The sequence below is a fragment of the Cupriavidus gilardii genome (assembly GCF_008801915.1).
Lineage (GTDB): Bacteria > Pseudomonadota > Gammaproteobacteria > Burkholderiales > Burkholderiaceae > Cupriavidus > Cupriavidus gilardii.
The window spans coordinates 151,063-171,367 of record NZ_VZOV01000008.1 but is presented as its reverse complement, the minus strand read 5'-3'; the positions used below and the strand labels follow the sequence as shown (position 1 = coordinate 171,367).

Sequence of the window (20,305 nt, the reverse complement as noted above, 5' to 3'; positions counted from 1 at the left end):
CCACGGAAGGCCCCCATGCTGCGCTGGACACTGACCATCTTCCTTTCCGTGATCATCCTGTCGTCCGCGCTGCCGTGGCTGCAGAAGATCGGACTGGGCCGCCTGCCCGGCGACGTGCGTTTCCGCCTGTTCGGCCGCGAGTGGGTGCTGCCGTTCGCGTCGACGGTACTGCTGTCGCTGATCGCGCTGTTGGTTGGCCGGCTGCTATAGCGGGAGGGTCGGCGGCAGGTGCGGCGGGAGTTCCTGCGAGACAAGATCCGCGGGCAGGTCCATTGCCGGTACGCCCTCGCACAACGCCGCCAGCGGCTCCAACGAGGGCTCGCCGTAGCCCCAGGCGAGCCGGCGGCGCAGATCGACCAGCGCATGCAGCGGCGAGCCGCGGTAGGCCGGCGCCAGGCCGCCCACCGCGTCGAGCAGCGCGTGCCATATCGCCATGCATTCGGGCCGGGAACGGATCATGACGGAGCCGCGCGCCAGCACCGTCAGCACGCTGGCCCGCCGCGTCGCCGGCAGGCCCGCAACCCGCTCGAGCAGCAGCAGCGTCGCGTCCGGATGGTCGATCGCCGCGGCGGCCACCAGCCATTGCTCCTGCGCGGCCGGCGGCTGCCGCGCCAGCGCCTGCAGCAAGCCTTCGCATGCCGCCGCCCGGTTCACCTGGCCAAAGGTAATCCCGACCACCCGCCAAAGCGCCAGCCATGGCCGCAAACGCTGTTCGGCCGGCACCCGGTGCAGCAACGCGACCAGTTCGGGCCACGCCGATGCGGCGAGGAGCGGACTCATTCTGCGCAACTGCCAGGCCATCCTTTCCAGTTCGACCGCCAGCGCCGCGGCAGGCAACTGCCTGATCTGTTCGAGATAGCGGTCCCAATGGCGCTCGAGCAGCGCCTGCGAATCGGCACAGCATTCATGCAGCACCGCCACCTGCTGCGCCGGAGCAAGGCAAGCCGCGGCATCGAGCACCATATCGCCCCGCGGGTCCCAGATCATCAGGCCCAGTTCGGGCAAGGCCGCCACCAGCGCCTGCAATGGCGCGGCACGATCGACGAGCGGCAATGCGTCGACGGTATGCTGAAACAGCGACAGCCACGAATTGACCCGTTGCGGGTAGCCCGGCATCACCGTCAGCGACGCAGCGAGGGATGCGATGGCGTCGGCGCGCCGAGGCGGCGCCATCGTCGCCACGTCGGCCCATACCGTGGCCCACACCTCCGACAGATCCTGCACCGGATGGCGGTGCATCGCCGCGAGCCACCGCCCCAATGCGAGCGCATCGCCGCACGCCCGCACGCCGATGTGCCACAGGCGTTGCGGCCCGTCGCCGTCGGCATGGAGCGACAAGGACAACGTCGGCCATGCGGCCACCCGCGTCAGCACCTGCAACAGGCTGTCGCCGGGCAGCGATTGCGCCGTGCCGACCAGCCACTGCCGCAACCGCACTGCTCTGGTCTCGTCATCCGGCAGTTGCCGGACCGCGCCGGCCTCGCCCGCCGCCGCGCACAGCAACGCGGTGCGCTCCGGAACCGCCGGCTGCCCATCCGGCCGCACCAGTTGCGCGTACACCGACTGCAACACGCCGAGCAGATCGAACTGCCGCGCGTGTTCGACCGTGCGAACGGACTGCAGCATCGCCACGACCAGGGGACCACGATCCGCCTCAGGCAAGGCCAGTGCCCACAGCAGGCGCGCGGGCAGCTCGGCAAGCAGCGAGGGGGCCAGCCAGGGCATGTTGTCAAAAAAGGCCTGGCATGCCGCGGCCTGCTGCCGGGCGGGCAGTTCGAACACCAGGCGCAGCAATCGGGCTTGCAGCCATGGATCGCGCGCCCGCTCGCTTCTGCCATGCACCCAGACGAAGCCGCGCAGCCATTCGCACAGCGGCGCCTGGCGCGCGCCGGCCGGCAGCGCGGCGATGGCCTGGAGCAGGACATCGCACGCTTCAGGACCCATGTCGAGATGCAGCAGCGGCAGCCGCTGCGCCAGCGCCGCCAGACGAACGCCGCGCGTGCGGGCCGGCATTCCGGCTGCATCGATCTCGCGCAATGCATCGTGCAGCGTCGACAGGTTCGACACGCGGGCGATGCGCCAGTCGACTCGTGCCAGGCGCACCGCCGACGCCAGCGCGGCGCGGCCGCGGCGGTCCGTGCGTGCCATCGCGCCAAGCGGTGAATCGTCGAGATAGCCGGCGATATGGCGCAGCAGATCGGTCGTCAGATCGTGCCACGTGGCGCGGGGATGTCCGGCTTGTGCGGCCGCCCCTGCCTCCCCGGTTTCCCCGGCCGGCACGAACGCCGGGTTGGTCATGCATCGGGTATCGATTTGCAGCGGCATGGTGGCTCCGTGAAACAGCTCAAGGCCAGGTCTCGTCGATCCGCGCGCGCTTCGGCGCGACGGCCTGCATCGCGAGCGGGTAACGCGGCCGCTTCAATACACGGCGTACCACCGCGGATTCCGAAAAGGGATCGGCCGCGGCGAAGCCGGCCGGCATGTCGGTCGGCGGTACGCCGCGCAGCAGCGCGACGAAGTACCGGCGGGCCGTGCGCCGCATGTCCGCCGGCAGATCGGCAAGCAGCTGCGCCAGTTGCTGCAGCGGCGCGCCGCGATAGTGCGCAGGCAGATCCTTTACCGCGCCGGCCAGATCGATCCACACAGCAAGGCGCCGATCGATGCCCCATGCCACGCGATTGCGCGTATCGGCAAGCCGGGCCGCCCGCGCTACGCGCGCCAGCACCTCGGCTTGCAGTGCCGGAGGCAGATCGCGTGCCTGCGTCACGATCCATTCGCAGCGCCGGGGGTCGGCCTGCGAGGTCGCGCCCAGCAAGCATTGCTGCCGGGCGAGGGCCGGCTGGCCCGCCAGCAGATCGGCGAGCGTGTCGCGTGCGCCTTCGTGTCCGACCGGATCGCGCTCGAACACCCGATTCATCCGCCGCAGCAGCATCTGCCACGGCGCCTGCCGGTGTTCCGGCGGCAGGTCGTTCACCGAGCCCGCGATATCCCGCCATGCCTGTATCCGATGCGCGTCCGCCTGCAGCTGGACGATCCGGTCGGCCAGCTGGGACAGCGCCGCGCCGCGCTGGGCCGCCGGCAAGCGCAGCATGATGCGGTGGCACGGCGTCCAGAACGGCTCGGCGGTACCGAAGTCGATGCAGGCGAGCAGCGCCCTGGCCTGCGATGCCGTCGGCAGCGCAGGCATGGCGTCGACCAGCAGCCGCCAGCGCTCGTCCTGGATCGCGGCATCCTCGGCCAGCAACGCGTCGGCCAGTCCCACCAATGGTGCGGTACGCGCTTCGGGCAGTGGTATCGCGAGGGTCATCTGGTACAGCGCGAGCCAGCGCGCATGGCGTTTCGGCTCATCGGCCGCGGCGGCGGCGCCGCGCGCCAGCATGGCGACCACCGGCCCTGTTTCGCGTGGCGGCAGCGTGCCGGCCGCATCGAACAGGCACTGCCATGTTCCCTCGGGCTGCACCCAGCCGTGATGCAGGGACAGCGCCGCCAGCCAGCGCGCGTATTGCGAAGGGTCCGCGCCGAAACGCCGGCCCGCCTGCCACACCATGGCCCAGCGCAGCGGGCCGCTCGCGCCGCCTCTCAGTGCGCCCGGCCCCGCCAGTGCCGCCATCACGTCGAGCGCGCAGTCGGGACGCAAGGTCTGCGCCGCGGCCAGCAGGTCGCACCACAATCCGTGCGCGGCCTCGTCTTCCCCGTCCTGCCGCGCCAGATGGTGGTCCAGCGCATCGGCCAATGCGATCAGCACGGCGGCCTGCTCGGCCGCCGCTGGCTCCCCGTTGGGCATCCGCAGCGACTGGCAGGCGCGCAGGAACTGCTGCACGCGCGCATCCGTGCGCATCGGACTGCCAAACGAAAAGCGCCGCACGACCTGAGCCAGCAAGGGGCCACGGTCCGGCGCCGGCAGCGCCAGCGCCTCGTCGATCCACTGCGTGACGCTCGGCATCGCGCTGCGCGTCAGCGACGGGATGCGCAGGCAGGCGATCAACGCCGCGCCGCGCCGCGCGGGCGCCACGGTGTGTGCCGCCGTCAGCAGCGGCCAGGCGCCGCCCTGGTGCACCACCGATTGATGGCAGCGCGCCAACCCTTGCATCACGCCGTCAAGCGGCTGCGCCCGCTGCGGAACCGCCAGCTGCGCAATCTGGTCCAGCAGGACATCGCGCGCCGCGGACACGATGCGGCCATCCAGGCTCGGCAGGCGGCCGGCGAGCGCGCCCAGCGCCTGCGCCCGCTGCATGTCGGACAGCAGCGCGCTGCGCAACTCGCCCGCCGTGCGCGTGAACATCGACAGGCTCGATACGCAGACGATGCGCCAGCCGACGCGGGAATGAACGGTACAAGCGGCCAGCGCCTGCCGCGACCGGCGATGGGTTCGGCCCAGCGCGTCGAGCGCCTGCCATGGCAGGAAACTTCCGATATGGACGATCAGCTCGGCGGGCAGACGATGCCAGCCCGTGTCGGGCTCGATATCGATATTGGTATCGGCATTGGCATTGGCATTGGCTTCGGCATGGTTTTCGGCTTCGATGGCGACGAACGGCATCGGGCCGGTGGATTGGTCCGATGCGGGCGGCAGCGGACAGGCGGGGATATGCGCAGCGATGGGATCGGGCATGGCGTTCGACCTTTGGACGGGACAACGCCGACGCTGGGCTGCCGTGCCGGATCGGCACCATGGCGAGGAAGAGACGATGCGCTTCGGTGCTGGCGTCGGCGACTAGCCGCTCGAACGCAGTGGCAGGCAGGCGCCCCGCATTCGAGCGAGGCGCCATTCTGTTGTCCGCTGCAGACCGTCGCTTTCGATTTGTGTCGGTGGCTTGCAGCGGTGATTTGCCGCGGTGACTTGCTGCGGTGACTTGCTGCGGTGACTTGCTGCGGTGACTTGCTGCGTGACTTGCTGCGGTGATTTGCCGCGGTGATTTGCTGCGGTGGCTTGCCGCGGCACCCGTTGCGCTATTCGGCCGCCTGTCCCAGCGCGCGCGCCACCGCGTCGACCCGCGCCTGGTGCACGCGCTCGCGGATCAGTTCGACTTGCCCCGCGCACTCGCGCGCGATGGCGCCGGCATCGACGCTGGCGGCGGCCTCGCGTGCGGCCAGCAGCCGGGCCGGTTGCGGATAGTCGCGCTGCTCGAAGCCGAGCCGGCCGCGGGCGTCGGCCTCGCAGGCCTGCAGCGCCTCGGCGAAGCGCTCGGGCTTGCGCAGCGCATCGCAGCGCTCGAGCAGCCGCGTCACCGCCGCGGCGCCGAATTCGCTGGAGCGATGGATATTGCCGTGCTCGCGCGCGACCAGCACGGCGAGGTCGCGGCAATCGGTCGGCACGCGCAGCCGCTTGCAGACCGCTTCGAGCAGCGCCACGCTGCGCTGCTCATGGCCGATATGGCGCGGCAGCACGTCGGCGGGCGTGGTGCCCTTGCCCAGGTCATGGACCAGCGCGGCGAAGCGCACCGTCAGCGGTGCCCGCATCGCGGCGGCGGTATCGATCACCATCATCACGTGAACGCCGGTATCGACCTCGGGGTGATACTCGGCGCGCTGCGGCACGCCCCATAACCGGTCCAGCTCCGGCATCAGCCGCGCCAGCGCGCCGCACTCGCGCAGCACCTCGAACATCCGCGACGGGCGCGCCTCCATCAGCCCGCGCGCCAGCTCCTGCCAGACCCGTTCGGCCACCAGCGCATCGACCTCGCCGCTGTCCACCATCGACCGCATCAGCGCCAGCGTCTCCGGCGCGACGGTGAATTCGGGCAGGCGCGCCGCAAAGCGCGCCAGCCGCAGAATGCGCACCGGGTCCTCGGCGAAGGCGGGCGAGACATGGCGGAATATCCGGGCGGCCAGATCGCGCTGGCCGCCGTGCGGATCGATGACCGGGCCGACCAGGTCGCCCTGCTCGTCGACCGCCTGCGCCATCGCGTTGATGGTCAGGTCGCGCCGGATCAGGTCGTCCTCCAGCGTGACATCGGGCGAGCAATAGAAGGCGAAGCCCTTGTAGCCGGCGGCGGTCTTGCGCTCGGTGCGCGCCAGCGCGTATTCCTCGCGGGTGCGCGGATGCAGGAAGACCGGAAAGTCCTTGCCGACCGGCTTGAAGCCGGCCGCCTCCATTTCCGCCGGGGTCGCGCCGACGACCACGTAGTCGCGGTCCTGGCTGGGGGTGCCCAGCAACTGGTCGCGGATGGCGCCGCCGACGGCGTAGATCTGCATCAAGTTCTTCCTCGGTCCGGCCCTTCAGTGATGGATCACGACCGCATCGTCGCGCTCCGGCGCGACGCGATACGGCTCGTCAGGCGCGAGGAAATCGCGCTCTTCACGTGCGGCGGCGATCCAGCGCTGCAGCGCCGGCAGTTCCAGCACCAGGTCCGCGTAGGCCTTGGCGTGCTCGGGCAGATGAATGCCGTAGGTCGCGAAGCGGCACACCACCGGCGCAAAGTAGGCATCGGCGATCGAGAACGCGCCGAACAGGAACGGGCCGCCGTTGCCGAAGCGCTCGCGCGCCTGCTGCCACAGCTGGACGATGCGGTCGATATCGCGCTGCACCGCGACGTTCCAGCCCATGCCGGGCAGCATCGCGCTCAGGTTCATCGGCAGCTGGCTGCGCAGGTTGCCGAAGCCGGCATGCATCTCCGCGCAGATCGAACGCGCGAAGGCGCGCGCGGCCGGGTCCTGCGGCCACAGCTGCTTGTCGGGGAAGCGTTCGGCCAGGTATTCGACGACGGCCAGCGAGTCCCAGACCACGATATCGCCGTCGATCAGCGCCGGCACCTTGTTGGCCGGCGCATAGCGGCCGATCTCCTCGGCAAAGCCCGGCGTAAACAGGCGCACCGGCACTTCCTCGAACGGAATGCCGGCATGCGCCATCACCAGCCAGGGACGCAACGACCAGGAGGAATAGTTCTTGTTGCCGATGACGAGCTTCATTTGGGAGTCCTTGGAGAGGGAGAGAGCGAGGCGAGCGCGATCGGCGGCATGCGGGAAAAGACGGGAAAGACGGTATGGCTGGCCACTCTGCGCTTCAGGCGGAACATTGTAGCCAGCGGCTCGGGGACGGGCCAAACGAATTGGGCTCGCAAGCAGTGTCAATCTGGGTCACATAGGCGCGGTGGGTCCGCTGCCTCACCGCCGATGCACGCTCGACCGCAGCGCCTCCAGCCGCGTCTCCCTTCCGCCCGACAGCGCCTCGGTCATCACCGCCTCCAGGCTGGTCGGATGCACGCCCAGCTCCGGCGCCATGGGGCCGCCCAGCACATTGTCCAGCCGCATCGAATCGAGGTTGTCGCGCGACATCACCGGACCGCCCGGCATGTGTTCGAGCACGGCCGCCTGCAGGCGTGCCAGCGCGTCGGGCAGCGGCAGCACCGGCCGCGGATGGCCGGAGGCCTCGCCGGCGAAGCGCACCAGCTCTTCGAGCGTATAGACCCGCGGGCCGCCGAGTTCGTAGCAGCGGCCGATCGTGGCCGGGGTCGCCATCGCATTGACCATCGCCTGCGCGACGTCCTGCACGAACACCGGCTGGAAGCGCGCCTGCGCGCAGGCCAGCGGCACCACCGGCGCGAGCCGCTGCATGCTGGCGAACAGGTTGAGGAAATGATCGTCGGGTCCGAACACCACCGAGGGGCGGAAGATCGTCCAGTCCAGCCCGCTCTCGCGCACTACGCGCTCGCCGTCGCCCTTGCTGCGCAGATACATCGATGGGCCCGCGCTGTCGGCGCCCAGCGCGCTCATATGCAGCAGCCGGCGAACGCCGGTGCGCCGCATCGACTCGACCAGCCGGCGCGGCAGTTCGACATGGGCGGCGGCAAACCCCGGCCCGTAGGGATCGCCACGCCCGCCATGCAGCACGCCGACCAGATTGACGACGATGCCGTCGATGCCCAGCGAACCGATCGCGCTGTCGAGCGCCGTCTCGTCGGCGACATCGAGCACCGCGATCTCGACCCGCGGCAACGCCAGCAGGTCGCGCGCGTTGTCCTCGTTGCGCGTCGCCACCACGATCCGCTCGGGGTCCATCGGCGGGATGACCACCGTCGCGTGTTCGAGCGGCGCGTTGCTGTGGTTGGCCACGCCCGACAGGCGTGCGGCCAGATGACTGCCGATAAAGCCCGAACCGCCGATCACCAGTACATTGCTCGTCAGCATGATGTCCTCCGTGGCACGGTGGCCGCGGCACGGCTGCCGCGGCGGGTTTCGACCCAGCGTTCGATGCTGTGCGTTCGATGCTGCGTCAAGGCAGCGGCGGACATCTCGCCCCGAGGCGCCCCGGCAGGGCTGGCTCGGGGCACGGTCGCAGCGCCGTCAGGGCAGGCTGGTGGTAGTGACCTGCGACGGCACCACCGTACCCAGCCGTGCCTTCAGCGACTGCGGATGTCCGTGCATCAATGCAGCATAGTACGTGGCGTTGGAGAGCACATTCTTGACGTAGGTTCGCGTCTCCGTGAACGGAATGGTCTCGGCGAAGATCGCGCCCTCGACCGGCCGCGACAGGCTGGTGCGCCAGCTCTTGGGCCGGCCCGGGCCGGCGTTGTAGGCCGCCGAGGCCAGCGTCTGCGAGCTGTCCAGGTCGGTCAGCACCATGCTCATGTAGCTGGTGCCGAGCAGGATGTTGACGTTCGGATCGCTCATCATCGACGGCGTGAAGTCCGTCATGCCGATCTTGCGGGCCACGTACTTGGCGGTGGCCGGCATCACCTGCATCAGGCCGTGCGCGCCGGCGGACGAGCGTGCGTTCATGATGAAGCGCGACTCCTGCCGGATGATGCCGTAGGCCCAGGCCATGTCGAGGCCCGCCTGGTCGGTGGCGCGCTGCATGATGTCGCGGAACGGCATCAGGAAGCGCAGCGAGAAGTCATGCTGTGCCTGCGTGCGGTCGGCCGTGTTGACGGTGCGGTCCAGCAGCGAGATGCGGCGTGCGTACTCGGCGGCGGCGAGCAGCTCGCGGTCGCTCATGCCGCGCAGCTCCCAGTTCCACTCGCGGTTGCCCTCGAAGCGCAGGTCCATGTCGTAGAACGCCTTGGCGCGCTGGAAGCCGGGGCGCGTGCGCATTGCCATGGCCTCGGCATCGCTGACCTGGGTACGCGCCGGCAGCGTGATGCGCTGGCCCAGCTCCTCGCTGGCGAGCTGGCCGTAGAAATGGAAGCCGCTGGCGATGGCCTGGTACTGCTGACGCGCCTCGTCGTTGCGGCCCGCTTCGGCCAGCGACCGGCCCAGCCAGTAGGTCCAGGCCGGATCCTTGGTACGCAATTCGGGGCGCATCGATTCGATCGCCAGGCGCACCAGCTTCCAGTCGCCCTGGCGCAGCGCCGCGCGCACGCGCCACTCCTGCGTCTCGGTCGACAGCCACTGGTTGCCGCCGAGCTCGACCTGACGGCGGTAGTAGCCCGCCGCCTCCGGCAGCAGCTTCTTGGCGGCGAACTGCCCGACCACGCCCCAGCCCGCGCCCTGCTCGTCGCGCGACAGGCTGCCCGAGCTGGCAGTCAGGTAGGCGGCGGCCTGGGCCGGATCGTTGCGCGCCATCTTGACCACCGTGGCCAGCGTATCTCCGTCGACGGCGCCGTCCGGCACGGTCGCCGCGATGCGTCCGGCCAGCGTGGTGTAGTTCTGCTCCAGTGCGGTGCGGGCCTGGAAGGCGACGTCCGCGCGCGTGATCTGGCGGCTCTGGTACAGATAGCCGATCAGGTCGACGCAGCCCTCGCCATAGTTCTTCGGCTCGGTCAGCAGCGCGCGCGCCTCGGCGGCGACGTTCTGGCCCTTCAGTGCGCGCGAGAGCAACGCATAGCACTCGACCTGGGTATCGTCCTTCAGCACGAACTGCGGATACTGCGCGTCGAAGTTGGCCCAGTCGCGCCGCTTGCCCAGCACCAGCAGCCAGTCGTTGCGCATGCGGTCGGCGATCGCCTCGCCCTGGTAGCGCTGCAGGAAGGCGCGCACCTCGTCGTCGGGCGCGTCGATGCGCGCCAGGCCGCTGGCGTCGAACAGCTGTGGCTTGATGCGGAAGTATTCGACGTACGAGGGCACCGGGTAGTCGACCAGCGTGGCCGAGATCGCGTAGGCGCGCGCCACGTCGTTCTTGCGGGCGGCATCGCGCAGCGCCCGGAAGGCGTCGTCCGGATCGCTCGGGATCATCGTCGATGCGGCGCCCTGCCCGTTCGACGATACCGTTCGCTTCTGCGCGGCGGCCGGCGTTGCCAGCAGCGTCAAACTCAAGGCGGTGGCGATCGCGGTCAATGCGAACTGTCCCGCACGCTGCCGATATACTCCGTTGCGCATCCTGTCTTTCCTTGTTGTGGCGGCCCGGCCGGCGCTGGATGTGGCTGCCGAACCGCTTGAAAACCAATAGTCCGCGGACATTATCACACGCACTTCACACCGGCCGATCCGGGACTAACGCCCCGCTTCGGCACGTATTTCTGCCCCTCATGACCAACGCACCGCCCGGTCCGCTCGATTCCCCGCCAACGTCGCCGCAAACGTCGCCGCAAGCGTCGTCCTCCACGTCGTCTCCGTCGGACGACGCCGCCGCCGAACGCCGGGCGCTGCGCGCCGCGCTGCTGGCGCGCCGCGCGAGCCTGCCGCAGCGGGCGCGGCTGGACGCGCGCATCGAGGCCGAGCTGGCCGCGCTGCTCGACTGGCTGCCGGTGCGTTGCCTGGGGTTCTACTGGCCGATCCAGCAGGAATTCGACGCACGCGCCCTGGTGGCGCGCTGGCTGGCCGCCGCCGCGGGGCGCGACGCCGCGCTGCCGGCAGTCAGCCGGCCCGGCGTGCCGCTGGACTTCCACCGCTGGACGCCCGACACGCCGATGCGCGAAGGCCGCTACGGCATCCCGGTGCCCGACGGCACGGCTGCGGTGACGCCCGACGCGCTGCTGATTCCCTGTGTCGGTTTCAGTGCCGAGAAGTTCCGCCTGGGCTACGGCGGCGGCTTCTATGACCGCACGCTGGCCGCGCTGCCCGGCAAGCCGGTGGCGATCGGCATCGGCTATGAAGACTGCCGGATCGCGCTGGCGCCGGCCGCGCACGATATCCCGATGGACTGGATGGTGACCGAGGCCGGGCGGTTCTGACGCCTGCGTCGTCCCCGCGCACGCGCGGGCCCGGCGACTGCGGAAGACGCTGGGTTCCCGCCTTCGCGGGAACGACATGGCGGCAATCGGGACGTCGTCAGCAGTCCGCCGCGTCGCGCGCGTCGGCCGTCCCTTCCGGCAGCATCAGCGAATCGACCAGCGCCCGCATCCGGCGCCAGTGCGACCCTTCCCAGAACACCCGCCGGCAGGCCTCGCAGGTCGAAAAGCGCTCGTGCCGCTCGAGCACGGCGGGCGGCACGCGGCCGGCCACCTCTTCGCTCGAGGCGGCGCGCAGCGGCACATTGCAGCTCAGGCACAGCGAGAACGGCCGCGCCTGCCGGCGCAGGTCCAGCCGGGCGAAGATCTCGCGCAGCTGCGCCTGCGGCTTGAGCGCGCGCACATAGCAGCCGTGCGTGATGCTGCTGCGCTTGAGCAGCTCGCGGTCGCGCGTCAGCACGATGCGGCCCTCGCCGGCAGCGATGGTCTCGATCTCGCGATCGTCGAAGTGATTGTCGTAGAGGGTGTCGTAGCCGGTCAGCCGCAGCAGCGCGGCGAGACCGCCGAGGTGGGCGTCGGCGACGAAGCGGGTGACCCGCAGCGGGGCCGGCCGCAGCCGCAGCAGCGGCGTGACGTCGAGCGCCTCGAACGTCGGGTAGACCGAGACCCGGTCGCCGTCGGCCAGCACGCGGTCGAAGCCGCACGACTCGCCGTTGACCAGGATCAGTTCCACCTCGGTGTGCGGCACCCCGAGCGCCTCGATCATGTGCTTGACCGTGGCCGCGCGGGCGCACGGACAGGACCAGTCCCGTCCGCGCATCGCCGGGGGGAGGAAATCGTTCAGCTCCTCGTAGAAGCGGAACGTGGCGGTAACCATGCGGCACAGTATGCCATCGGGGGCGCAGCTTCCGCCCCCATGGCCGCCATCGCGGTCGGCGTACTACGGCAGGGCAGCCTTACAGCTTCAGCCGCTGCCAGATCGCCTTGGTCGCGCCGGCCGCGTTCAGCGTGTAGAAATGCAGGCCCGGCACGCCGCCGGCCAGCAGCCGCTCGCACAGCGCGGTGACCACGTCCAGCCCGAACGCGCGGATCGCCTCGCGGTCGTCGCCGAAGCTCTCCAGCCGCTTGGCGACCCAGCGCGGCACCTCGGCGCCGCACATCTCGGAGAAGCGCATCAGCTGCGCGTAGTTGGTGATCGGCATGATGCCCGGCACGATCGGCACGTCCACGCCGAGCGCGCGCACGTCGTCGACGAAGCGGAAGTACGCGTCGGCGTTGAAGAAGTACTGCGTGATCGCCGAATCGGCGCCCGCCTTGACCTTGCGCACGAAGTTCTCGAGATCGTGCCGCGGCGAGCGCGCCTGCGGGTGGTACTCCGGATAGGCGGCCACCTCGATCTGGAACCAGTCGCCGGTCTCGGCGCGGATGAACTCGACCAGTTCGTTGGCATAGCGGAATTCGCCGATCTCGCCCATGCCCGACGGCATGTCGCCGCGCAGCGCGACGATATGGCGGATGCCGTTGTCGCGGTAGGTGCGCAGGATCTCGCGGATGCCCTCGCGCGTCGAGCCGACGCAGGACAGATGCGGCGCGGCGTCGATGCCGTCGCGCTGGATCTCCAGCACGGCGTCGAGCGTGCCCTGCTGCGTGGTGCCGCCGGCGCCGAACGTCACCGAGATGTATTTGGGCCCCAGCGGGGCCAGCTGTGCGCGGGTATTGCGCAGCTTTTCCCGGCCCTCCGGCGTCTTGGGCGGGAAAAACTCGAAGCTGTAGTAGCGGTCTTGCATGATGGTGGCGCCGCCGTCGAGGCGGCGCTGGAAGGAGGAGCGCCCGGCGTCAGGCCGCTTCGCGGTCGCGCAGCAGCAGGCCGGCCAGCAGGGTCGAGATCACGCTGTACAGCAGCGAACCGAGCAGCGCGGTCCAGAAGCCCGACACGGTGAAGCCCGACAGCAGATTGCCGACGAACAGGAACAGCAGCGCGTTGATCACGAAGATGAACAGGCCCAGCGTCAGCAGCGTGACCGGCAGCGTCAGCAGCACCAGGATCGGCCGGATCAGCGTATTGATGATGGCCAGCACCGCCGCCGCGATCATCGCCGAGCCGAAGCCCCGCACTTCGATGCCGTCGACCACCGCGCTGATCGCGAACAGCGTCAGCGCGTTGATGATCCATACCGCCAGCAATCTCATGGCTACTCCTTGAGTGTCGGATTCAACAAAACGACATTCCGGGCCCGGGTTTGCCTCCCCTCTCCCGCACGCGGGAGAGGGAGCACGCCGTCGACATGTCGACCGGCTCCGGCACGGATCGGCCGTGTTCAATACCGGTAGTGATCCGCCTTGTACGGGCCTTCCTTCGACACGCCGATATACGCGGCCTGCTGGTCGGTCAGCTCGGTCAGCTGCGCGTTGAGCTTCTTGAGCTGAAGGCGCGCGACCTTCTCGTCCAGGTGCTTGGGCAGCGTGTAGACGCCGACCGGGTACTTGCCGCTATCGCGTTCCTGCCACAGTTCGATCTGCGCCAGCGTCTGGTTGGCGAACGAGCTGCTCATCACATACGACGGATGGCCGGTCGCGCAACCCAGGTTCACCAGACGGCCCTTGGCCAGGATGATCAGCTTCTTGCCGTCGGGGAAGATCACGTGGTCCACCTGCGGCTTGATCTCGTCCCACTGGTACTTCTCCAGCGAGGCGATGTCGATCTCGTTGTCGAAGTGGCCGATATTGCAGACGATCGCCTGGTCCTTCATCTTCGCCATGTGGTCGTGCGTGATCACATGGTAGTTGCCGGTGCAGGTCACGAAGATGTCGGCCTTGTCGGCCGCGTATTCCATCGTCACCACGCGATAGCCTTCCATCGCGGCCTGCAGCGCGCAGATCGGGTCGACCTCGGTGACCCACACCTGCGCCGACAGCGCGCGCAGCGCCTGGGCGCTGCCCTTGCCCACATCGCCGTAGCCGCACACCACCGCGACCTTGCCGGCGATCATCACGTCGGTGGCGCGCTTGATGCCGTCCACCAGCGATTCGCGGCAGCCGTACAGGTTGTCGAACTTGCTCTTGGTGACCGAGTCGTTGACGTTGATCGCCGGGAAGCGCAGTTCGCCCTTCTGGGCCATCTGGTACAGGCGGTGCACGCCGGTGGTGGTTTCCTCGGTGACGCCGCGGATCGCTTCCAGGTTGCGGCTGTACCAGCCCGGATCCTTGGCCAGCTTTTCCTTGATCGCGGCGAACAGGAAGGTCTCTTCCTCGCTGCCGGGGTTGGCGATCACCGACGGATCGCGCTCGGCGCGCGCGCCCAGGTGCAGCAGCAGCGTGGCATCGCCGCCGTCGTCCAGGATCATGTTCGGCGTGCCGCCGTCGGCCCAGTCGAAGATGCGGTGGGTGAAGTCCCAGTATTCCTTCAGCGATTCGCCCTTGAAGGCGAATACCGGCGTGCCGGAGGCGGCGATCGCGGCCGCGGCGTGGTCCTGGGTCGAGAAGATATTGCACGAGGCCCAGCGGACGTCGGCGCCGAGCGCCTTCAGCGTCTCGATCAGCACCGCGGTCTGGATCGTCATGTGCAGCGAGCCGGCGATGCGGGCGCCCTTGAGCGGCTGGCTGGCGGCGAATTCCTCGCGGATCGCCATCAGGCCGGGCATTTCGGTTTCCGCGATGGCGATTTCCTTGCGGCCCCAGCCGGCCAGGCCGATGTCCGCCACCACGAAATCATTCTTGAGATCGGTCACAGCGTTCATGTTTCACTCCGTCGAAGAGTGGCACGCCGGTGACGGGAGGGGGACGGGATCCGGAACGGCTGCATGCCCAAGGGTGGGTGCAGCGTGCGGATAGGTCGACTCGCCACCGTGCGAACCACGGTTCAGCGAGCGCCGTTGAAGACATTCCGAGCCTGGCGGATGGCAGAATGCGGGGTTGGGCCCGCGCGCCGTCCGTTGCAACGCTCCTCGGAGTGGCGGTATTGTACCTGCCCTGCGCGGCGACGGTGTGCCGCTCTCCGAATTCTTTTCTGGCAGGTCCGGACTGGGCCGGCGCCCCTCCGCCGGCCGTCCCGGACCTCGTCTTTCGACTCGTTATGACCGCCTTTCCCCCGCGTACCCTGACCATCGCCGGTTCCGACTCCGGCGGCGGCGCCGGCATCCAGGCCGACCTGAAGACCTTCGCCGCGCTTGGCTGCTACGGCATGAGCGCGATCACCGCGATCACGGCGCAGAACACGCTCGGCGTGACCGGCGTGCATGCGATCCCGGCGGAGATGGTGACGGCGCAGATCGACGCAGTGGCCGGCGATATCGGCATCGACGCCGCCAAGACCGGCATGCTCGGTACGGCGGCGATCGTCGAGGCGGTGGCCGCCGCGGTGGACCGCCACGGCGTACGCAAGCTGGTGGTCGATCCGGTGATGGTGGCCACTTCCGGCGCGACGCTGTCGGACGACGCCACGGCGCAGGCAATGGTGCGGCTGCTGTTCCCGCGCGCGCTGCTGGTCACGCCCAACCTGCCGGAGGCCTCCTACCTGCTGGGCCGGCCGGTCACGCGCCGTGCCGACATGGAACGCGCCGCACAGGAACTGATCGAACTGGGCTGCCAGGCGGTGCTGCTCAAGGGCGGGCATCTGGCGGAAACCGGGGAGCAAGGCAGCCTGGACGACCTGCTGATGCATGCCGACGGCAGCGTGCGGGTCTTCAGCCATCCGCGCATCGATACCCGCAACCTGCACGGCACCGGCTGCACGCTGGCCGCCGCGATTGCCTCGCAACTGGCGCGCGGCGATGCGCTGGAGCAGGCGGTCGGCACCGCGCTGGACTTCGTCGCCCAGGCCATCGCGGCCGGCGCGGACCTGCGGCTGGGGGCCGGCAACGGCCCGTTGAACCACGGCTTCGCGCCGCGGGTGCTGGGCTGAAGGGATCGGGGAGAGGCCGCTGGAGGCCGGCTCGCCTCTGCCCGGCGTCTCAATTCCCCCCGGCCGCCAGCGGCACCAGCTTGAACGCCGCCCGCGCCACGCACACGACGTTGCCGGCGGCGTCCTTGACCTCTCCCTCGCAGAACGCGATGCGCGCGCCGCGCCGCATGCAACGCGCCTCCAGCGTCAGCTCGCCGCGCGCGGCGGCCAGGAAGTGGGTCGACATGTCGATCGTGATCACGCCGGTCTCCAGCGGCGCATGCGAGCGCGCCGCGCCGCTCAGCGTGAAGTCCAGCACCGCCATCAGCGTGCCGCCATGCACATCGCCACGGCTGTTGACCAGGGCCGGATGCGCGGGCAGCCGCGTCTGGCACAGCCCGTCCTCGATATGGACGGGCTGCAGGCCCAGATGCCGCATCAGCGGGACGTCGATGCCGAAATAGGGCTTTTCGGCCGTGCCCGGCGCGACCGGGACAATTTGCGCACTGCTTTCCAAAACCACTTCCTTACTCGAGTTCGATCACGACCTGGCCCTCGGCGACCGCATCGCCGGGTTGCACCAGGATGGCCTTGACGACGCCGGCCTGCTCGGACTCGAGCGGGATTTCCATCTTCATCGACTCGATGGTCATCACGGCATCGCCGGCCGCAATGGTAGCGCCAACTTGCACGTCGACGGCGCAGACATGGCCGGCGACGGCCGCTTCGATTTGCTTCATGGGGGACTCCGGGGATCAGGATGTCAGGGTGGATGCGGCCGCCGGCGCCGCGGCGGCAGACTTCGTGCCGCCGGCCAGCACGCGCTGGGCGAGGCCGGTATCGATGCGGCCGGCGATGAAATCGTCGTCGTCCAGCACCTGCTGGATAAAGGGAAGATTGGTCTTGACGCCCTCGATGGCGAAGGCGTCCAGCGCCGCGCGCAGCCGCGCGATCGCCTGGGCGCGATCGGCGCCGGTGGCGATCACCTTGGCGAGCATCGGGTCGTAGTAGGAGGTGACACGGCCGCCCTGCGCATAGCCGGTCTCGACCCGCACGCCCTCGCCCGCCGGCGGTCGATACACGGCCAGCGGACCGGGCGACGGCAGGAACCGCACCGGATCCTCCGCATAGACGCGCGCCTCGATCGCATGGCCGCGCAAGCGCACCGGCGTCGGCAGCACCGCCTCGATCGGCTCGCCGCGGGCCAGCCGCAACTGCGCCGCGACGATGTCGATGCCGGTGACCTGCTCGGTGACCGCATGCTCGACCTGCAGGCGAGTATTGAGCTCGAGAAAGACGAAGCCGGTCGACGGCGTGTACAGCATCTCGACGGTGCCGATCACGTCGTAGCCCAGTGTCGCCAGCAGCGTCGCCAGGCGCCTGGCCATCGTGTCGATCTCGTCGGCCGGCACGTTGGGGGCTCGCGCTTCCTCGATGACCTTCTGATGGCGCCGCTGCACCGAGCAGTCGCGCTCGCCGAGCACGCGCACGCCGCCGTAGCGGTCGGCCAGCACCTGGAATTCGATATGGCGCGGCCGCTCGATCAGCTTTTCCAGATACAGCTCGGCCTGGCCGAAGCTGCGCTGCGCGACCGAGCGCGCGCGCTGCCATGCCGCGGCCAGTTCGCTGTCGTCGCGTGCCGGCAGCATGCCGATGCCGCCGCCGCCACCGGCCGGCTTGATCAGCACCGGATAGCCGATGCGCGCGGCGGCCCTGGCGACGACCTCCGGATCGTCGGGCAGCACGGCGCTGCTCGGCGTCATCGGCATGCCGTGGGTCGCCATCAGCGCGCGCGCCTCGGTCTTGTGGCCGAGCCGGCGGATCCAGCGCGACGACGGGCCGATGAAACACAGTCCCGCCGCCTCGACGCGCTCGGCAAAGCCGGCGTTCTCCGACAGGAAGCCGTAGCCCGGGTGCACGCCGTCGGCCGCATGCTCGCGCGCAATCTGCAGCAGCGCGTCCTGGTTCAGATAGCTCTGCAGCGGCGCGGCCTCGCCCAGCCGCACGCGTACCGTGGCCTGCTGCAGGTAGGGCGCTTCGGCATCGGCGTCGGAATAGACCGCGATCGACTCGATGCCCTGCGCGTTCAGCGCGCGCAGGATACGGGCGGCCACCGCGCCGCGGTTGGCGACCAGCACGCGGCGCAGCGGACGGATCTGCAATTTCGGCGTCATCGCTTGGTCCCCTCGCTGGCGGCGTTGCGGACCACCACGGCATCCACGATGACCGGGGCGACGTCGCCGCGCGGCACGATCACCGGGTTGGCATCGACCGACTCGGTCCGCTCGTCGCGCTCGCTGCCGGCCGCGCTGCCGGCGAACCAGTCCCCCAGCCGCACCAGCATCGCCGCAAGCCGCTCGACATCGACCGCCGGCATGCCGCGCACCGCACCGAAGGCCCGCGCGATATGCAGGCGCGAGATGGCCTCGCGCGCCTGCCCGGCCGAGAACGGCGCGGGCAGGAACTGCACGTCGTCCAGCGCCTCGACCAGCACGCCGCCCTGCCCGATCATGACGACGGGTCCGTAGACCGGATCGCGATGCGCGCCGACCGCGAGTTCGAACGCCCCCTTGTGCTGACGCGCGATCAGCACGCCGCCATGCTCGACGCCCTGCTCGGCCGCCAGCGTGGCCAGCCTCGCATCGAGTTCGTCGAAGGCGGCCAGCACGCGCTCCTCGCTGTCGAGGCCGAGGCGCACCAGCCCGTACTCGGACTTGTGCGTGATCGACGCCGACACGCCCTTGGCCACCACCGGCAAACCCAGCTCGGCGACGGCGCGCCGCACCTGCTCGCGGTCGCGGCACAACCGATGGGCGACCGTCGGCAGGCCAGCCGCAGCCAGTTGCGCCAGGCTTTGTACTTCGTCGAGCGTGGTGGTGGTCGATGCCGCCGCATCGGCATCCGAGGCCGACACCGCCGACACCGCCGATACAGCCGATACCGCCGCCGGTGCCGCCAGCGCCGCGGCACGCGCCCGCACATAGCGCGACAGCAGCCCCAGCGCGCGCATGGCGGCGCGCTCGCTGTCGAACACCGGCACGCCATGCCGGCGGAAGGCCTGCGCCACCCATTGCTGATTGGCGCTGACCACGACCGGCACGCCGCTGGCCGAGGCAAAGCGCCCGGTCTGCGCGGAAAAGTCGTCGAAGTCATAGCCTTCGCCGCCGATCGGAAAGCCGACGTGGATCATGTCGGCGGCGCCGCGCGCGGCCACCGCGTCCAGCGTGCGGCCGAAGATCTGCGGCTGGCCCAGCAGCGCCGTCGTCATGTCGATCGGATTGCGCGCGCTGACGTAGCTCGGCAGCACGGCGCGCAGGGCCTCGGTGCCGGCGGCGTCGAACTCGACCAGGCGCAGGCCCTCGTCCTCGGCGGCATCGGCCGCCAGCACACAGGTCGCGCCCGAATTGCTGATCGCCACCACGCCATCGCCACGCGGCCGCTGGCCGCCGACGAAGACCTGGCAGTACTCGGCCAGCTCGCGAAAGTCCGCCACGCGCACGATGCCATGCCGGCGCAGGAAGGCATCGGCGAGCGCGTCCTCGCCGGCCAGCGCGCCGGTGTGCGAACTTGCGGTCAACTGTCCCGAGCGCGTGCGCCCCGCCTTGACGGCGAGGATCGGCACGTCGCGCCGGTGCGCCAGCCGCGCGGCCTGCGCCAGCACCTGCGGGTCGCGCAGCGACTCGATATAGAGCAGCACCACGCGCACCTGCTCGTCGTGCAGCACCGCGCGCACCACCTCGGCGGCGCTGACGTCGGCCTCGTTTCCGGTGGCGACCATGTAGCGCACGCCGATGCCGTTGCGGCGCAGCCCGCCATAGACGATGGCCGAGCCCGCGCCACTCTGGCTGACGATGGCGACCGGACCGTCCTGGCCGGCCTCCTCGTTGATCATCGTCGAGAAATGCGCGATCGCGCCGCTGGCGAAATTGGCCAGCCCCTGCGTGTTCGGACCGAACAGCCGCAGCCCGCCGGCACGCGCGCGCTCGACCAGCCGCCGCTGCTGCGCCGCGCCGGCCTCGCCCAGTTCGGCGAAGCCCGACGAATAGATCACCGCGCCGCGCGCGCCGATTGCCAGGCACCGTTCGATGGCCTGCTCGACCTCCGCACCGGGCACGCTGATGACGACCAGGTCGGGCGCGGCCGGCAACGCGTCGAGCGACGGATAGGCGGCCAGCCCCTGGATCGTCGCGCGATTCGGATTGACCGGATAGATCGCGCCGGCAAAGCCGTGCCGCCGCATGTAGTCGATCGGCCGGCCACCGGCCTTGACCGTGTTGTCGGAGGCGCCGAGCACGGCGACCGAACGCGGCGACAGCAGCGACAGCAGCGCGCTGCCGTCGTCGGCCGGCGCCGCGGGATTGGCATGGAGATCGGTCATCGC

17 protein-coding genes and 1 riboswitch are annotated in these 20,305 nt (G+C 70.0%); of the genes, 3 read left to right on the top strand and 14 right to left on the bottom strand.

The genetic code is table 11. From position 1 onward, the window contains the following. The first annotated feature begins 15 nt into the window (after positions 1-15). Positions 16-210 carry a DUF2905 domain-containing protein gene (locus F7Q96_RS12695; protein WP_053820940.1) on the top strand — a complete coding sequence of 65 codons (195 nt, stop codon included), beginning with the start codon at positions 16-18 and terminating at the stop codon, positions 208-210. On the opposite strand, the gene F7Q96_RS12690 is transcribed toward F7Q96_RS12695, so the two are convergent. From F7Q96_RS12690 to F7Q96_RS12665, 6 genes are all read right to left on the bottom strand, one after another. Further along, complete coding sequence (locus tag F7Q96_RS12690; RefSeq protein ID WP_053820939.1) at positions 205-2,325, bottom strand: hypothetical protein; 2,121 nt, start codon at positions 2,323-2,325, stop codon at positions 205-207. The two genes, F7Q96_RS12695 and F7Q96_RS12690, sit on opposite strands and share 6 nt — an antisense overlap. A 19-nt stretch (positions 2,326-2,344) precedes the next feature. Beyond that, positions 2,345-4,612: a hypothetical protein gene (locus F7Q96_RS12685; RefSeq protein ID WP_053820938.1), complete on the bottom strand. Its 2,268-nt coding sequence runs from the start codon at positions 4,610-4,612 to the stop codon at positions 2,345-2,347. Positions 4,613-4,950: 338 nt separating this feature from the next. Then, positions 4,951-6,195 carry a multifunctional CCA addition/repair protein gene (locus F7Q96_RS12680; RefSeq protein ID WP_151022760.1) on the bottom strand — a complete coding sequence of 415 codons (1,245 nt, stop codon included), beginning with the start codon at positions 6,193-6,195 and terminating at the stop codon, positions 4,951-4,953. 24 nt (positions 6,196-6,219) lie between these two features. Then, the gene (locus tag F7Q96_RS12675) at positions 6,220-6,909 is read right to left on the bottom strand and encodes a glutathione S-transferase family protein (protein WP_053820937.1); all 690 of its coding nucleotides are present in this window, start codon (positions 6,907-6,909) and stop codon (positions 6,220-6,222) included. 195 nt (positions 6,910-7,104) lie between these two features. Further along, positions 7,105-8,127: a complex I NDUFA9 subunit family protein gene (locus F7Q96_RS12670; RefSeq protein ID WP_053820936.1), complete on the bottom strand. Its 1,023-nt coding sequence runs from the start codon at positions 8,125-8,127 to the stop codon at positions 7,105-7,107. Positions 8,128-8,283: 156 nt separating this feature from the next. Beyond that, positions 8,284-10,254, bottom strand: coding sequence for a lytic transglycosylase domain-containing protein (locus F7Q96_RS12665; RefSeq protein WP_151022758.1), 1,971 nt, complete (start codon positions 10,252-10,254; stop codon positions 8,284-8,286). Between the two features lie 149 nt (positions 10,255-10,403). On the opposite strand from F7Q96_RS12665, the gene F7Q96_RS12660 reads away from it, so the two are divergent. Further along, on the top strand, positions 10,404-11,048 hold the full coding sequence (locus F7Q96_RS12660; protein WP_082371370.1) for a 5-formyltetrahydrofolate cyclo-ligase: 645 nt from the start codon (positions 10,404-10,406) through the stop codon (positions 11,046-11,048). Positions 11,049-11,145: 97 nt separating this feature from the next. Here the strand turns inward: F7Q96_RS12660 and F7Q96_RS12655 are convergent, their stop codons facing one another. The 4 genes from F7Q96_RS12655 to ahcY form a co-directional block, all read right to left on the bottom strand. After that, a complete protein-coding gene (locus F7Q96_RS12655) occupies positions 11,146-11,922 on the bottom strand; it encodes a Mut7-C RNAse domain-containing protein (RefSeq protein ID WP_151022756.1) in 777 nt (258 codons plus the stop codon). A gap of 79 nt (positions 11,923-12,001) precedes the next feature. After that, positions 12,002-12,832: a methylenetetrahydrofolate reductase [NAD(P)H] gene (gene metF, locus F7Q96_RS12650; protein ID WP_053820935.1), complete on the bottom strand. Its 831-nt coding sequence runs from the start codon at positions 12,830-12,832 to the stop codon at positions 12,002-12,004. 49 nt (positions 12,833-12,881) lie between these two features. Continuing rightward, positions 12,882-13,235, bottom strand: a complete 354-nt coding sequence (locus tag F7Q96_RS12645; RefSeq protein WP_006580075.1) for a phage holin family protein — start codon at positions 13,233-13,235, stop codon at positions 12,882-12,884. A 128-nt stretch (positions 13,236-13,363) separates the two neighbouring features. After that, a complete protein-coding gene (gene ahcY / locus F7Q96_RS12640) occupies positions 13,364-14,782 on the bottom strand; it encodes an adenosylhomocysteinase (protein WP_053820934.1) in 1,419 nt (472 codons plus the stop codon). Between the two features lie 120 nt (positions 14,783-14,902). Further along, a riboswitch (S-adenosyl-L-homocysteine riboswitch) is annotated at positions 14,903-14,997 on the bottom strand. 120 nt (positions 14,998-15,117) lie between these two features. Here ahcY and thiD point away from each other — a divergent pair. Continuing rightward, positions 15,118-15,945, top strand: coding sequence for a bifunctional hydroxymethylpyrimidine kinase/phosphomethylpyrimidine kinase (thiD, locus tag F7Q96_RS12635; protein WP_053820933.1), 828 nt, complete (start codon positions 15,118-15,120; stop codon positions 15,943-15,945). 49 nt (positions 15,946-15,994) lie between these two features. On the opposite strand, the gene F7Q96_RS12630 is transcribed toward thiD, so the two are convergent. The 4 genes from F7Q96_RS12630 to F7Q96_RS12615 are packed head-to-tail and all read right to left on the bottom strand — an operon-like array spanning position 15,995 to position 20,302. Beyond that, a complete protein-coding gene (locus F7Q96_RS12630) occupies positions 15,995-16,441 on the bottom strand; it encodes a PaaI family thioesterase (protein ID WP_053820932.1) in 447 nt (148 codons plus the stop codon). 10 nt (positions 16,442-16,451) lie between these two features. Further along, on the bottom strand, positions 16,452-16,664 hold the full coding sequence (locus F7Q96_RS12625; protein ID WP_006580124.1) for an acyl-CoA carboxylase biotin carboxyl carrier protein subunit: 213 nt from the start codon (positions 16,662-16,664) through the stop codon (positions 16,452-16,454). A 15-nt stretch (positions 16,665-16,679) separates the two neighbouring features. Continuing rightward, complete coding sequence (locus tag F7Q96_RS12620) at positions 16,680-18,098, bottom strand: acetyl-CoA carboxylase biotin carboxylase subunit (protein ID WP_151022754.1); 1,419 nt, start codon at positions 18,096-18,098, stop codon at positions 16,680-16,682. Further along, a complete protein-coding gene (locus F7Q96_RS12615) occupies positions 18,095-20,302 on the bottom strand; it encodes an acetate--CoA ligase family protein (RefSeq protein ID WP_151022751.1) in 2,208 nt (735 codons plus the stop codon). The genes F7Q96_RS12620 and F7Q96_RS12615 overlap by 4 nt, the downstream gene beginning before the upstream one ends. Positions 20,303-20,305 lie beyond the last annotated feature (3 nt).